Genomic DNA, 14,634 nt, shown 5'->3' with positions numbered 1-14,634 from the left:
TAAGGCGGGCCTGACAATCGGGCAGACGCCTAGCTTACCGGATTCACTCACCGGCACCGCTGTCCGGCGAGGGCGCCGTCGGGCAAGTTGGGGGCATGAGCATCCGCGACTGGCCCGAAGGCGAACGTCCCCGTGAAAAGCTGCTGGCGCGCGGCAGCAGCGCGCTATCCGACGCCGAACTGCTGGCGGTGCTGCTGGGTAGCGGCAGCCGCGGCAAGGACGCGCTGGCGCTGGGCCGCGAACTGCTGAACACCGCCGGCAGCCTGGGTGCGCTGCTCGGCCGCACCGAGCAGCACATCCGCGTCGGCGGACTGGGACCGGCCAAGCGCGCCCGCATTGCCGCCGCGCTGGAGCTGGCCCGGCGCAGCCTGGCCGAACAGCTGCAGGAAAAACCCAGCCTGGGCAACCCGCGCGACAGCGGCGACTACCTGCGCGCGCGTCTGCGCCACCTGCCGTACGAGGTATTCGGTTGCCTGTACCTGGACAACCGCCATCGCGTGCTGGCGTTCGAGGAGTTGTTCCGCGGCACCGTCGACGGCGCCAGCGTGCATCCGCGCGAGGTGGTGCGGGCGTGCCTGCAGCACAACGCCTGCGCGGTGATCTTCGCCCACAACCACCCCTCCGGCGTCGCCGAACCCAGTGCCGCCGACCGCGCGATCACTCACGAGTTGCGTGATGCGCTGCAACTGGTCGGCGTGCGCGTGCTCGATCACCTGGTGATCGGCAGCGGCGAGCCGGTGTCGATGGCGGCCCGCGGCCTGATCTGATCCAAGAGCCTGCTCGCAGGCAAAAAAACGGCGTGGCACAAGCCACGCCGCGGGGCCGATTGGGGAGGTGGGGAGAGCGGCATCCCCGGTTGCCACGGCATGGAGGGGAGTTCATGTCCTGGCGCGGCCAGTGTCGCAGCGCCGCATGACAAACCGATGACATCCGCGTTCCCCCGGAAGTGCGGCCAAGTCGCAACAACTTATGCACATGACAGCGATACCGGCACTTGCCGCGCCTATCGGGACCTTGACTCTAAGTTGGCACCACAATTCGCTGATATATAAAAATAATTTCTTGCGAAAGTCGGGTTTTCGACACTCCCGGGCGCAGGCCAAGCCACCCGTCGCCGCTTTCCCCACAGACTTATCCACAAGACGGCTCGCCGCGGCGCATCAAAATCCGGCCGCAATCGGGCCACCCCTGCCGGCCTGCGCCGCGCGGCCCCATACCAGCGCGTTTCGCCGGCAGGACGGTCTGTTAGGATTGGCGGTTCCATCACGAAACCGACCCCACCCGTGAAAGAACAGCTGCGCGAACTGGTGCTGCAGGCGATCCAGGCCCTGCAAGACGACGCCACCCTGCCTGCCGATCTCAGCCTGCCCGGCTTCGTGATCGAGCGCGCGCGCAGCCGCGAACATGGCGATTTCGCCAGCAACGTGGCCATGCTGCTGGCCAAACCGGCGCGCGCCAAGCCGCGCGACTTGGCGGAGAAACTGGTCGCTGCGCTGCCGGCGAACACCCTGGTGGAGAAGGTCGAGATCGCCGGCCCCGGCTTCATCAACTTCTTCCTTGCCGCCGGCGCCTATCACGCCGAGGTACGCCGGATCATGGCCGAAGGCGCCGCCTACGGCCGCGGCACCAGCGGCAACGGCAAGACCGTCGGCGTGGAATTCGTCTCGGCCAACCCGACCGGGCCGCTGCACGTCGGCCACGGCCGCGCCGCGGCGATCGGCGACTGCCTGAGCCGCCTGCTCGATGCCACCGGCTGGAACGTGAAGCGCGAGTTCTACTACAACGACGCCGGCGTGCAGATCGCCAACCTGGCCATTTCGGTGCAGGCGCGCGCCCGCGGGATCACCCCGGACGACAGCAGCTGGCCGGAGAACGGCTACCGCGGCGACTACATCGCCGACGTGGCGCGCACCTATCTCGATCGCGAGTCGGTGGTCGCCGATGGCGAGACAGTAACCGCGGCCGGCGACGCCGACGACCTCGACGCGATCCGCCGCTTCGCCGTGGCCAGCCTGCGCCGCGAGCAGGATCTGGACCTGCAGGCGTTCGGCGTGGGCTTCGATACCTATTTCCTCGAATCGTCGCTGTACAGCGACGGCAAGGTCGAGGAGACCGTGCGCGAGCTGGTCGCGCACGGCCACACCTACGAGGACGGCGGCGCGCTGTGGCTGCGCACCACCGATTTCGGTGACGACAAGGACCGCGTGATGCGCAAGTCCGACGGCACCTACACCTACTTCCTTCCCGACGTGGCCTATCACCTGAGCAAGTGGCAGCGCGGCTACGAACGCGCGATCACCGAGCTGGGTTCCGATCATCACGGCTCGCTGGCGCGGGTGAAAGCCGGCCTGCAGGCGCTCGATTGCGGCATCCCCAAGGGCTGGCCGGAATACGTGCTGCACCAGATGGTCACGGTGATGAAGGGCGGCGAGGAGGTGAAGATCTCCAAGCGCGCCGGCAGCTACGTCACCCTGCGCGACCTGATCGACGAAGTCGGCCGCGACGCCACGCGCTACTTCCTGATTTCGCGCAAGTCCGACTCGCAGCTGGTGTTCGACATCGACCTGGCGCGCTCGCAGTCGAACGACAACCCGGTGTACTACATCCAGTACGCGCATGCCCGCGTCTGCAGCGTGCTGCGCCAGGCACCGGAGAAGGGCTTCACAGTCGACCTGGCCGACGGCCTCGCGAACCTGGCGCAACTGGACAACGAGCACGAGCAGATCCTGCTCACCGAGCTGTCGAAGTACCCCGAGCTGGTCGAGGCCGCGGCGGCAAACCTGGAGCCGCACCTGGTCGCGGCGTGGCTGCGCGAACTGGCCAACGCGTTCCACACCTACTACAACTCGCACCAGTTCCTGGTCGAGGACGCGAGCTTGCGCAACGCGCGCCTGGCGCTGGTGGTGGCGACTCGCCAGGTACTGAAGAACGGTCTGGACTTGTTGGGCCTCGGCGCCCCGGAGAAGATGTAATGGCAGCACGCAAGGGCAGGGGTAGGCAGGCCGTACGCAACGGCAGCAACGGTTTTCCGGGCTGGGGTTACGCGGTCATCGGCCTGGTGGCCGGCGCGATCCTGATGGCCGTGATGATGCGCGGCAGCCTGCTGACCAGCCTGCGCAAGGCCGACGGCCCGCAGGCCAATCCGCAGGCCACGGCCGAGCGCGGCAGCGCACCGGGCGTGCTCGAATCGACCGGCGACAACGCGCCGAAGAAGCCGCAATTCGACTTCTACTCGGTGCTGTCGGAGAAGGAAGTACGCATCCCCGACGCCGAGATCAGCGCGCAGGCGCGCGTCGAGCAGCAACAGAAACAGCAGCAGGCGGCACAGCTGCAGGCGCAGCAGGCTGCCCAGGCGGCACTGACGGCGGCGCCGGCCAATGCACCGGCTGCGGTCAGCCAGGACGTCACCGCCGCGCCGGCCAACACCGTGCCGCAACCCGGCGCCGGCAGCGGCTACCTGCTGCAGGTCGGCGCCTTCCCGAACGCCGCCGACGCGGAAACGCTGAAGGCGAAACTCGCGTTGCAGGGCTTCGTCGCCAACGTGCAGTCGGTCAACATCGGCGGCCAGACCTACAACCGCGTGCGCCTGGGCCCGTTCCGCTCGGCCACCGAGCTGGAATCGACCAAGCAGCGCCTGGCCGGTGCCGGCATCAATGCGATTGCACTGAAGGAAGGCCGCTGAGCCTGCCGCCGCCATCTCCCGCTAGACTTTCCGCATGACCACCAAGACCGTCTGGATTACGGGCGCCACCTCCGGGTTCGGCGCCGCCACCGTGGAACGCTTCGTGGCCGGCGGCTGGCGGGTGATCGCCAGCGGCCGCCGTGCCGAACGGCTGCAGCGCCTGGTCGCGCAGCACGGCGCCGGGCGCGTGCACGCCGCGGCGTTCGACGTGCGTGACGAGGCCGCGATGCGTGCGGCATGCGCGAACCTGCCGCCCGCATTCGCCGGCATCGACCTGCTGGTCAACAACGCCGGCCTGGCTTTGGGTACCGCGCCGGCGCAGCAAGCCGACCTGACGCAGTGGAAGCAGATGATCGACGTCAACGTCACCGCGCTGGTGTCGCTGACCCACCTGCTGCTGCCGCAACTGGTCGAGCGCCGTGGCGCGATCGTCAACATCAGCTCGATCTCGGGCAGCTACGCCTACCGCGGCGGCAACGTGTACGGCGGCACCAAGGCCTTCGTCACCCAGTTCTCGCAGAACCTGCGCACCGACCTGCACGGCACCGGCGTGCGCGTGACTTCGGTGGAACCGGGCATGGCCGAAACCGAGTTCACCCTGGTACGCACCGGCGGCGACCAGGCCGCGTCGGAGAAGCTCTACGCCGGGGCACAACCAATCACCGCCGGCGACATCGCCGACACGATCTGGTGGATCGCCAACCTGCCACCGCACCTCAACATCAATCGCATCGAGGTGATGCCGGTCAGCCAGTCGGCAGCCGGGCTGCAGGTGCACCGCGGCTGAGTCCGCCGCGGCGGGACCCGCATCGGTTACTGCATGAACCAGCCGTGGCTGACCACGATCGACTGACCGGTCAGCGCGGCGGACGGGAAGGTGGCTAGGTACAGCGCGGTCTGCGCGATGTCCTCGACGGTGGTGAAGGTGGCATCGACGGTGTCCTTCAGCATCACGTTCCTGATCACGTCCGCTTCGCTGATGCCCAGCTCCTTCGCCTGCTCCGGAATCTGCCGCTCGACCAGCGGCGTGCGCACGAAGCCCGGGCAGATCACGTGCGAACGCACGTTGTGCGGCGCGCCCTCCTTCGCCAGCGTGCGGGCCAGGCCGAGCAGGCCGTGCTTGGCGGTGACGTAGGCGGACTTCAGCTTCGACGCCTCGTGCGAGTGCACCGAGCCCATGTAGATCACGATGCCGCCGCGGCTCTTGCCGGTACCGTCATCCTGGTACATGTGCTTCAGCGCAGCCTTGGTGGTGAGGAAACCGCCGTCGAGGTGGATCGCCAGCATCTTCTTCCAGTCGGCGAAAGCGAACTGCTCGATCGGGTTGATGATCTGCACACCAGCGTTGGAGATCAGGACGTCCAGACGGCCAAACGCGGCGACCACCTTGTCGGTGCCGGCGTTGACCGCGTCCTCGCTGGTGACGTCCATCGCCACGCCGAGTGCCTTGCCGCCGGCCGCATTGATCTCGGCCGCCACCTTGTCCGCGGCCTCCTGGTTGATGTCGGCGATCGCCACGCTGGCGCCGTGCTGCGCGTACAGCTGCGCAATCGCCTTGCCGAGGCCGCTGGCCGCGCCGGTGATCAGGGCGACCTTGCCGTTGAGGTTTGTCATGCGCTGCTCCTTCGAAGGAATGGGGAGGGCGCGATCGCGGGACCGCACCCATCCACCGGATTGTAGGCACCGCCACGACGGCCGCCATCGGACCTTGGGGCTGGCCGTGCGCCGCCGTCACACCATCAACGTACGTCCTCGGCCAGGTAGGTGTACGCGGTGAGTCCGCCGTCGAGCGCGTCGTACAACCGCCCGGCTTCCGCGCCGGTCACGCCGGCGCTGGCGATGCGCTCGCGATAGCTCGCTCGCAGTGCTTCCAGGTCGTAGCCGACGTAATCGAGCATCAGGTCGGTGGTGTCGCCGCGGCGCTTGTGGCCGAACACGTAGCCGTCGCCATCCACGCGCACGTTGACCGCGTCGGTGTCGCCGAACAGGTTGTGGATGTCGCCCAGGGTTTCCTGGTAGGCGCCGACCATGAAGATGCCGAGCCGGTAGCTTTCGCCGTCGTTCAACGCATGCAGCGGCAGGCTGACGTCGACGCCCTCGGCATCGACGTAGTGGTCGATGCGGCCGTCCGAATCGCAGGTGAGGTCGACGATCACGCCGCGCCGGGTCGGCTGCTCGTCGAGCCGGGCGATCGGCGCAATCGGGAAGATCTGGCCGATCGCCCACACGTCCGGAATCGACTCGAACACCGAGAAGTTGACGAAATATTTGTCGACCAGCTTCTCGTCCAGTTCGTCCAGCGCAGCACGATGCGAGCGCTCGGCCGGCAGCAGCCGCGTGCGCACGGCGTTCGCGATGGCGTAGTACATCTCATCCAGCCGCGCGCGGTCGGCCAGCGCCAGCTGGCCCAGCGCGTACAGGGTCTGGCCTTCGGCGAGATGGTGCTGGGCCTCGTGGAACAGTTCCAGCGCGGGGCGTCGGTCCAGCTCCTCATACGTTTCGCGCAGGCGGCGCAGCACGGCCGGCTCGTCCGCGCACGGCGGCGGGATCGCGCCGGCCGGCACTTCTTCCACCTCGGTCACGTTGACCACCATCACCGCGTGGTGCGCGGTCATCGCGCGGCCCGCTTCGGTGAGGATGTGCGGCGCGTCCAGCCCTTCGGCTTCGACCGCCTCGGCCAGCGACTGCACGATGGTGGCGGCGTACTGCTCGATCGAATAGTTGATCGAATTGTGGCTGCGCGAGCGCGAGCCTTCGTAGTCCACGCCGAGGCCGCCGCCGACGTCGACGATGTCCAGCGGCACGCCCATCCGGCGCAGCTCGACGAAGTAGCGCGTGGCCTCGCGCATGCCGTTGGCGATGTCGCGCACGTTGGAAATCTGCGAGCCCATGTGGAAGTGCTGCAGCTTCAGCGTGTGCTTGAGCCCGGCGCGATCCAGCCGTTCGATCAGGCTCAGCACCTGCTGCGGCGACAGCCCGAACTTGCCCTTGTCGCCGCCGGTGTTCTGCCACTTGCCGGCGCCGATCGAGGCGAGCCGCACGCGCACGCCGAGCAGCGGCTCGACGCCGAGCGCCTGCGCTTCGCTGAATACGTGATCCAGCTCGGACAGCTTCTCGATCACGATGTGCACGCGCAGGCCGAGCTTGCGCCCGATCAATGCCAGGCGAATGTATTCGCGATCCTTGTAGCCGTTGCAGATCACGATGGAACCGGGCCGCGCCATCGCCAGCACCGCCATCAGCTCGGGTTTCGAACCCGCTTCCAAACCGAAGCCGTGCGTGCCGGCAGCGACCAGTTCGCCGGCCACGCCGCGCTGCTGGTTGACCTTGATCGGGTAGATCGCGGTATAGCCGCCCGCATAACCGCTGTCGGCGATGGCGCTGGCGAACGCGCCCTGCAGCCGCGCCAGCCGATCGGCGAGGATGTCCGGGAAGCGCACCAGCAGCGGCAGCCTGAGGCCTTCGCCGCGGGCGCGTTCGACGATCTGCGGCAGCGACAGCGCCGGGCCGTTCGCGCCGCGCGGGCGCATCACGATCTCACCGGCGGGGTTCACGTCCACGTAGCCATCGCTCCAATGCGGCACGGCGTAGGTGTGGCGGGCGGAATCGGTATTCCAATGGTTCGACATCAACATGGTTCCTCTACCAACGGATGATGTCGTCGCAGCGGCGAGCCTTGACGGTGTTGCTCGACGAAGGAGCACGAGCCCGAGCGACCGGAAGCCTCGCACGCCGCGGGGCCGATCGGACTGGTCGGCGGCCGGCGCGCTGCGCCGGCCAAGCCAGCCGCCATTGTAATGGGCGCCTGTGACGATATGCGCATGGGCTGCCGGCCCGCTCTCGGGACGTTCACCCTGGTTATCGCTACAATTGACGGTCTTTGTCCTTTCACCCGGTTCGTCAGGAACACCCGCCATGTCGCAGCAGCCCACCCCGAATGAAGCCAGCTGGTTCACCGAGGCCCACCAGGCCTCCGGCTCCTCCATCGGTTTTCGCACCGAGCAACTGCTGCACGCGGAGAAGACCCCGTTCCAGACCATCGAGATCCACCAGACCACCGACTGGGGCAACCTGATGGTGATCGACGGCTGCGTGATGCTGACCACGCGCGACAACTTCTTCTACCACGAGATGATGACCCACCCGGCGCTGTTCACCCATGCGCGCGCCAAGCGCGTGGTGATCATCGGCGGCGGCGACTGCGGCACGCTGCGCGAGGTGCTCCGGCACGAGGAAGTCGAGTCCGCGGTGCAGGTGGAGATCGACGAGCGCGTGACCCGGCTGGCCGAGGAGTATTTCCCCGAGCTGTGCGAGTCCAACAACGACCCGCGCGCCGAGCTGCTGTTCATCGACGGCATCAAGTACATGGCCGACGCCGAGCCCGACTCGCTGGACCTGATCATCGTCGATTCGACCGATCCGGTCGGCCCGGCCGAAGGCCTGTTCAACGCCGCGTTCTACGCCAGCTGCTACAAGGCGCTGCGCCACGGCGGCCTGCTGGTGCAGCAGAGCGAGTCGCCGCTGGCGCATATCGAATTGATCAAGTCGATGCGCTCGGCGATGCGCACCACCGGCTTCAGCGCGGTGAAGACGCTGCCGTTCCCGCAGCCGTGCTACCCCACCGGCTGGTGGAGCTGCACGATGGCGCGCAAGGGCGGCGACCTGTCCGGCTTCCGCGAGCGCGGCGCTTCAGCCAAGAACTTCCCCACCCGCTACTACAACGCCGAGATCCACAAGGGCGCGCTGGCGCAGCCGGAATTCATGCGCGAAGCGCTGGGCGAATAAGCCGGGAATAGGGATTTGGTAAAGCCGTGCGGCTCACCGCTCTTTCGAATCTCGAATCCCCAATCCCGAATCCCGAATCCCGTCGCTCAAAACATTTTCGAGCGCACCTTCGGCAACAGCACCAGCAGCAGCGTGGCGAGCGGGCCGCACAGCAGCGACAGCAGGAACCACAGCAGGCCGCTGCGGTTCTTGCCCTGCGCCAGGGCGGCATTGATCAAGGCCAGCGTGCCCCAGCCGACAAACCAGGGTGCGCCGCCGGCGAATGTCGACAGATGATCCACTGCACGTCTCCCGAACGATGACACGAGGGCGCGGCCCCGCGCCGGGGACGCCTATCCTAGCAAGCCTCGCCGCGACATCGCCTTTTCGCCGTTCCCCCGGATCAGCCGCGCTTAATCCGCAAAAGGTATGCTGCGCGCTTTGACTGCGGACCCCAACCCATGATGCGTGGATGGCACTGCCTCGCCCTGACGTGCGCCTTGTCGCTGGCCGCCATGCCGGCATTCGCCAGCAAGACCGCTGCAGGCAAGAGCCACAGCGGACCGGACGCGGCAGCCCAGGCCCGCGACAAGGCCCAGCTCGCGTTCCAGCAGGATCTGGTCAGCGTGCTGGCGCCGGGCGGCGACCCGCAGCGACTGCTCGGCGCGGCCCTGCTGGCGCGGCCGCTGTTCAACCAGACCCCGAGCAACAGCTTCCACCGCCTGATCGAACGCGCGGCGCAGGCCGAAGGCGCCGGTGCGGCGGTGTACTGGATGCAACTGGCCGATTGCGATGCCAAGGCCGACGCCTGTCCGAACGCCGCGGCGCTGGAGCATCTGCTCGGCCAGGCGCCGGACAACGCCGCGGTGTGGCTGCTCAAGCTCGGCGCCGACGCGCGCGGCATGAAGCAGGACGCCGCCCGCGACGACCTGGCCAAGGCCGCCGCGGCGAAACTCTACGACGACTACGCCGGCGCCAGCCTGCAGGCGCTGGCCACCTCGGTCGGCGTGTTGCCGCCGCCGCCCGACACGCTGGACCCGCGCCACCCGGGCGGCGCGGTGGGCATGCAGACCGTGCTGGTCTACGGCCTGGCCGGAACCCAGCCGCAGCCGAGCCTGCAGCTGGTCGCCAAACTGTGCGAGAACGCCGGCGAGGATGCCTCGATCAAGGCCGACTGCCTGGCCCTGGGCAAGACGCTGGAGTGGGGCTCCAGTCCGCTGGCGCGTTCGCTCGGCCTGCACCTGCGTGAAGTGCTGGCCGATGACCCGGCGCAACAGCAGGAAGCGAAGGATGCCCGCCGCAACCTGGTCTGGCAGGTGCAGAGCTTCGCCCAGCTGCTGGCCCGGGCGCAGGACGACGCGGCGCTGGCCCAGCGCCTGCTGGCGCTGGCCCGCAACGGCGGCACCGAGATGAGCCTGCAGCTGGCTGCCCTGCGCGACAACAGCATCCCGACCGAAGCGCCCGCCGACTGGCAGCCGCGCAAGACGGAGTGAATCAGGCAGGGAAACGAGGGAGCCAACGTACGCCGTGCTGCACGTTCCCCGTTCCCTGTTTCCCTTTGCCGCTCCCCCCGGTAGGCTTGGTCCACCTTCCGTGGCAGGGGTGATCCGATGCTTACGACGCTGGTGGCAAGCAGCAAGGGTGGTTGCGGCAAGAGCACGCTGGTGACGCAACTGGCGTCGCACTGGGCACAGGCGGGGCAGCACACCGCGATCATCGATGCCGACCGGCAACACTCCAGCTTCCGCTGGGCCGAGCTCAGACCGGACAATGTCCCCGGCGTGCTGGCGCTCGACAGCGGCCGTCGCAGCCTGCAGCGCGTGCCGCCGGACACCCAGCAGCTGCTGATCGACACCCCCGCCGGCTCCGACGAGCGCGAGCTGGAGCCCTACATCGACGTGGCCGACGTGCTGCTGGTGCCGGTGCTGCCGTCCTCGTTCGATCTCGACGCCACGCTGCGCTTCCTCGGCGAACTGCAATCGATCCATCGCATCCGCCGCGGCAAGCTGCCGGTGGCGCTGGTCGCCAACCGGCTCAAGCCGTGGACCCACGCCAGCCAGGACGCGCTTGCCCAGCTCGCCGAGCAATCGCCGTTCCCGATCGCCGCGCAGTTGCGCGACAGCCAGGCCTACGTGCTGCTCGCCGGCCTCGGCAAGGGCATCTTCGACTACCAATCCGAACAGGTCCGCAGCCACCAGCAGGACTGGAAGGCCCTGTTGCGCTGGATCAAGCGCCAGCACTGAAGCGCGCCCCTCCCGACGTTCATCGCGCGCCTCGCGCACCACACTCCCGGAGTCCCCCATGCACGAACTGATCCTGTTGCGACACGCCGAAGCCGTGCCGATAGAAACCGCCGGCGACGACCCGCAGCGCCCGCTCAGCGCGCGCGGCGAGCAGGAAGCCCAGGCCGCCGGGCTGTGGCTGGCCGCGCACGGCCTGCGCCCCGACCGCGTGCTGTGCTCGCCGACCCGGCGCACCGACGAGACCACCCGGCTGGCGCTGGCCGCGATCGACAACGCACCGGTGCCGCAACAGGCCGACGAGATCTACGACGCCTCGCCCGGCGAACTGCTGGCCCTGCTCGACCAGCACGCCGACGCCGGCACGGTGCTGCTGGTCGGCCACAATCCCGGCATGGAGCGGCTGGTCGCCCTGCTGGTCGAAGGCCGTTCCGACGAATTCCGCGGCATGCCGCCCGGCGCGCTGGCCGTGCTGCACCTGGACGGCGCACTGGAGCCGGGCAACGCCCGCCTGGACGCGTTCTGGTCGCCCTGACGCGCGCGCCGGCCTGAGCTGCGCAGGTCGCGCCGGCCACCCGGCGCGATCGCGCGACGCCTGCCGTCACTCCCTCACGGTCGCGGCACGCACAAAACGTATCATCCCCACATGCCCGTCCTGCGCCGACTCGCCCTCCCGCTGCTGCTTGCGCTTCTGTTGCTGCAAGGCTGCGCCGTGTCGCGTGCGCAGATCCGTCGCGCCGATGCGGTGGTCGCCGCCACCACCGGGCGCGAGGTCAGCTGCACGCAGGCCGACCATTGCGCGTTGCCGTCGCCGCTGCTGGAGGCGGCCACCGAGGCGCTGGCCGCCTCCACGCCGGAGCGGCCGGTGCACGTGGTCACCCTGCTCGACGACACCGAGCCGGCCATGGTTGCGCGGATCAACCTGGTGCGCGCGGCGCGGCAGTCGATCGACGTGCAGACCTTCATCTGGGACCAGGACGACGCCGGCCAGCTGATGCTGGACGAGCTGGTGCAGGCGGCGCGCCGCGGCGTGCACGTGCGCATCCTGGCCGACCAGCTGTTTTCCTTCGACGACCCGGACCTGCTCGACCGGCTCGCACGGGTCAGCCCGAACCTGCAGGTGCGGCTGTACAACCCGACCTTCCAGAAGGCCCACACCCAACCGCTGGAATTCGCCGCCGGCGTGCTGTGCTGCTTCATGCAGTTCAACCAGCGCATGCACAACAAGCTGCTGCTGGTGGACGGGCGCATCGGCATCACCGGCGGGCGCAACTACCAGGACCGCTACTTCAACTGGGACGACACGTTCGACTACGTCGACCGCGACGTGATGGTCGGCGGCCCCGCCGCGCAGCAGATGACGGCCAGCTTCGAGCTGTTCTGGAACCACCCGCGCTCGGTGCCGCTGACCCATCTGCGCGACGTCAACCGGCGCATCCTGTCCGATCGCGTGCCGCCGACCTGGCCTGCCCCGCATTACCGGCGGCCGTCGCGGGTGGCCCGCGTGCAGCAGGCCGCCGAGGATCCGGCCTGGCTGCAGGCCTGGCTGGTCGATGCATCGCTGCGGGTGGGCAAGGTCGACTACTTCAGCGACCTGCCGGCGAAGACCGACAAGCCGGACAAGCGGCGCGCGCTGGATTTCACCCACCACATCATGCGCATGATCGGCGCGGCGGAACGCGAGGTGCTGCTGCAGACACCGTACCTGGTGATGAGCAAACACGCCCAGCACATCTTCCGCGTGCTGCACCGGCGCGCCGACCCGCCGCGGGTGATCGTCTCCACCAACTCGCTGGCCTCGACCGATGCGTTCGCCGTGTACGCGATGTCGTACAAGCACCGCAAGCGCTACCTGAAGAAATTCGGCTTCGAGATCCACGAGATGAAACCGCACGCGCCAAGCGCGGCGGTGGACAACGAACTGGCCAATCTCGGCATGGATGCGCCAGGCCTGCCGCGGGAAACCGCCGGCCCGGCCAGCGCCGCCGAGGCGCGCTTCCACCTGCTCGGCAACCGCGGCAGCAACAACCGCCCGGTGCCGCTGCACAGCGAAGGCCGCCGCTTCGGCCTGCACGCGAAGTCGATCGTGGTCGACGACGCCTTCGCGATGGTCGGCTCGCACAACTTCGACCCGCGCTCGGACCACTACAACACCGAAGCCGGCGTGATCGTCTACGACCACGGCTTCGCCGACCAGCTGCGCCACAGCATCATGCGCAGCACCCAACCGGAGAACGCGTGGGTGATCGCGCCGCGACAATCGAAGGTACCGGTGCTGACCGACATCAACCAGGCGATCGGCACGGTCTCCGAGCAGCTGCCGCTGTTCGACCTGTGGCCGTTCCGCTACGCCACCAGCTTCGAGCTCAAGCCCGGCTGCCAGCCGCTGCGCGCCACCGACCCGAACTTCTACGCCTGTTATCAACCGGTCGGCGATTTCCCCGACGTGGCGCTGTCGCCGAAGCTGATCATCACGCGGCTGGTCACTGCGTTCGGGGTGGGCGCCAAGGGCGTGCTGTGAGTTCCTCACGCGTTACCGCGCGTTCTGCTCTGCGGAAATCGCCTTCGTTGCCTGCCACTTTTTTGAAGCAAGAGCGTGAAGAGCTTTCGTCCTCCTTCGGAGGGCGAGTCACTTTCTCTCGCTTGCCCCGGTGTGCCTCGAAGCAAGCTCAAGTGCAGAGCGGTCGATCGCCTTCGGCGACCGAGTCACTTTTCTCTTGTGTGGCCAAGAGAAAAGTAACCCAAAGAGAAGGCCACCCCGCTTGCGCGCCTTGCGGGCATCCCTGCCCGCAAGGTCCGCGGTCGGGTTACGGGGTTTGTCGACAGGGCATCCTGCCCTGACGCCAAACTGGTTCGCATCCATGCGAACCACCCTGCGGGCTTTTCCTCCACCCGCCCGCCGCTTCAGAGGGGCCCCGGGTAGAGCAGCGGGCCATCGTGGCCCGCACTATTCAGAAGAGCCAGATCAAAAACAGAACAACAGCAGAGCGACGCCTTGCTCCGGCTGCTGCTCTGCTTCGCTTCTGCGCTTTATCACCGAGTGCGGGCCACGATGGCCCGCTGCTCTACCCGGGGTCCCTTGCGCGGCGGTGAGTCGGAGTCGACAGGCCGCGCAGCGGGAGCCGACAGGGATGTCGGCTCCTTTTCGCCCGGACAGGAGTCCGGTCGAAAAGCCCGGCTCCGACTCACGGACTTGCCGGGCAGGAGCCCGGCAAGCGCCAAGCGGGGTGCCCCTCTCTTTGGTTACTTTCTCTCGGGCAAGCGAGAGAAAGTGACTCGCCCTCCGCAGGAGGACGAAAGCTCTTGCTCTCGAACCACCAGCGTCACTGCGGCCCGACAAAAATCCTACGGCAACTGCGCGATGCGGTCGCCCTGCGAGGAGAAACGCATCGGCAGTTCGCCGCTGAGGCCGTCGGGGCGATCCGGCGGTACCGCGAAGCGCCAGCCGCGCACGCTGCGCAACGCGTGCTCGTCGAGCACCGGGTCGCCGCTGGACTGACTGACACTGGCGCTGCGCACCTGGCCGCTGCCGTCGATGTCGACGTGCAGCAGCACGCGGCCGTCCAGATGGCCGCGCAGCTGCTGCCACGGTTGCGATGTATCGGCGGGCATCGCCAGCGGCACCAGTTCCGGTACCGGCGGCACGCTGGCCTGCGCACCGCCAGCGTCGATGATGGAGAGATCCGCCGGCACGCGCACCGTCCGCACCACGCGGGCAGGAGCATGCGAGCGCCGCGGCGCGGGCAGGGCGTGCGGCGCGGGTGCCGTCCGCGCGGTGACATAGCGCGGCGGCGGGCCCGACCAGTCGGTGGTCAGCGTGCTGAGCCAGCCGGTGCCGGCAATGCCGACGGCCAGTGCGAGCAAGCTGAGGGTGGTGGTGGTGCGCAGGCGAAACATGGCGGCCTTTATGCACCCTCCAGGGCGAATCGCGGCTGAAGCCGCCGACCC

13 protein-coding genes are annotated in these 14,634 nt (G+C 68.3%); 9 read left to right on the top strand and 4 right to left on the bottom strand.

Going from position 1 to position 14,634, the window contains the following annotated elements; genetic code table 11:
• The first annotated feature begins 95 nt into the window (after positions 1 to 95).
• The 4 genes from radC (at position 96) to ASG75_RS11560 (ending at position 4,469) form a co-directional block, all read left to right on the top strand.
• Positions 96 to 767 carry a DNA repair protein RadC gene (gene radC / locus ASG75_RS11575; protein ID WP_056389062.1) on the top strand — a complete coding sequence of 224 codons (672 nt, stop codon included), beginning with the start codon at positions 96 to 98 and terminating at the stop codon, positions 765 to 767.
• 516 nt (positions 768 to 1,283) lie between these two features.
• Positions 1,284 to 2,972, top strand: a complete 1,689-nt coding sequence (argS, locus tag ASG75_RS11570) for an arginine--tRNA ligase (RefSeq protein ID WP_056389057.1) — start codon at positions 1,284 to 1,286, stop codon at positions 2,970 to 2,972.
• Complete coding sequence (locus tag ASG75_RS11565; RefSeq protein ID WP_056389053.1) at positions 2,972 to 3,682, top strand: SPOR domain-containing protein; 711 nt, start codon at positions 2,972 to 2,974, stop codon at positions 3,680 to 3,682. The genes argS and ASG75_RS11565 overlap by 1 nt, the downstream gene beginning before the upstream one ends.
• A gap of 34 nt (positions 3,683 to 3,716) precedes the next feature.
• Entirely contained in the window at positions 3,717 to 4,469 is a 753-nt protein-coding gene (locus ASG75_RS11560; RefSeq protein ID WP_056389048.1) for an SDR family NAD(P)-dependent oxidoreductase, read from the top strand.
• A gap of 26 nt (positions 4,470 to 4,495) precedes the next feature.
• Here ASG75_RS11560 and ASG75_RS11555 read toward each other — a convergent pair whose 3' ends face one another.
• Together ASG75_RS11555 and speA are read right to left on the bottom strand one after the other, a co-directional pair.
• On the bottom strand, positions 4,496 to 5,296 hold the full coding sequence (locus ASG75_RS11555) for a 3-hydroxybutyrate dehydrogenase (protein ID WP_056389045.1): 801 nt from the start codon (positions 5,294 to 5,296) through the stop codon (positions 4,496 to 4,498).
• A gap of 125 nt (positions 5,297 to 5,421) precedes the next feature.
• Entirely contained in the window at positions 5,422 to 7,311 is a 1,890-nt protein-coding gene (speA, locus tag ASG75_RS11550; RefSeq protein WP_056389392.1) for an arginine decarboxylase, read from the bottom strand.
• 286 nt (positions 7,312 to 7,597) lie between these two features.
• Here speA and speE point away from each other — a divergent pair, with 286 nt between their 5' ends.
• Positions 7,598 to 8,467, top strand: a complete 870-nt coding sequence (gene speE, locus ASG75_RS11545; RefSeq protein ID WP_056389041.1) for a polyamine aminopropyltransferase — start codon at positions 7,598 to 7,600, stop codon at positions 8,465 to 8,467.
• Between the two features lie 86 nt (positions 8,468 to 8,553).
• Here speE and ASG75_RS11540 read toward each other — a convergent pair whose 3' ends face one another.
• Entirely contained in the window at positions 8,554 to 8,748 is a 195-nt protein-coding gene (locus ASG75_RS11540; protein ID WP_056389037.1) for a hypothetical protein, read from the bottom strand.
• A 159-nt stretch (positions 8,749 to 8,907) separates the two neighbouring features.
• On the opposite strand from ASG75_RS11540, the gene ASG75_RS11535 reads away from it, so the two are divergent.
• The 4 genes from ASG75_RS11535 to ASG75_RS11520 all read left to right on the top strand — a co-directional run bounded on the left by ASG75_RS11535 (position 8,908) and on the right by ASG75_RS11520 (position 13,207).
• Positions 8,908 to 9,939: a hypothetical protein gene (locus tag ASG75_RS11535; RefSeq protein WP_056389035.1), complete on the top strand. Its 1,032-nt coding sequence runs from the start codon at positions 8,908 to 8,910 to the stop codon at positions 9,937 to 9,939.
• A gap of 117 nt (positions 9,940 to 10,056) precedes the next feature.
• Positions 10,057 to 10,689: a ParA family protein gene (locus tag ASG75_RS11530; protein WP_056389032.1), complete on the top strand. Its 633-nt coding sequence runs from the start codon at positions 10,057 to 10,059 to the stop codon at positions 10,687 to 10,689.
• 58 nt (positions 10,690 to 10,747) lie between these two features.
• Positions 10,748 to 11,221 (top strand): histidine phosphatase family protein, encoded by a 474-nt coding sequence (locus tag ASG75_RS11525; protein WP_056389029.1) that lies wholly within the window; start codon positions 10,748 to 10,750, stop codon positions 11,219 to 11,221.
• A 111-nt stretch (positions 11,222 to 11,332) separates the two neighbouring features.
• Positions 11,333 to 13,207 (top strand): phospholipase D family protein, encoded by a 1,875-nt coding sequence (locus tag ASG75_RS11520; RefSeq protein ID WP_056389026.1) that lies wholly within the window; start codon positions 11,333 to 11,335, stop codon positions 13,205 to 13,207.
• A gap of 824 nt (positions 13,208 to 14,031) precedes the next feature.
• Here the strand turns inward: ASG75_RS11520 and ASG75_RS11515 are convergent.
• Complete coding sequence (locus ASG75_RS11515) at positions 14,032 to 14,583, bottom strand: energy transducer TonB (RefSeq protein ID WP_056389021.1); 552 nt, start codon at positions 14,581 to 14,583, stop codon at positions 14,032 to 14,034.
• Positions 14,584 to 14,634: the final 51 nt, after the last annotated feature.

The sequence above is a fragment of the Rhodanobacter sp. Soil772 genome (genome assembly GCF_001428385.1).
Taxonomy (GTDB): domain Bacteria; phylum Pseudomonadota; class Gammaproteobacteria; order Xanthomonadales; family Rhodanobacteraceae; genus Rhodanobacter.
Note: the sequence above shows the minus strand (reverse complement) of the source record. Positions and strands in the feature narration are given on the sequence as shown.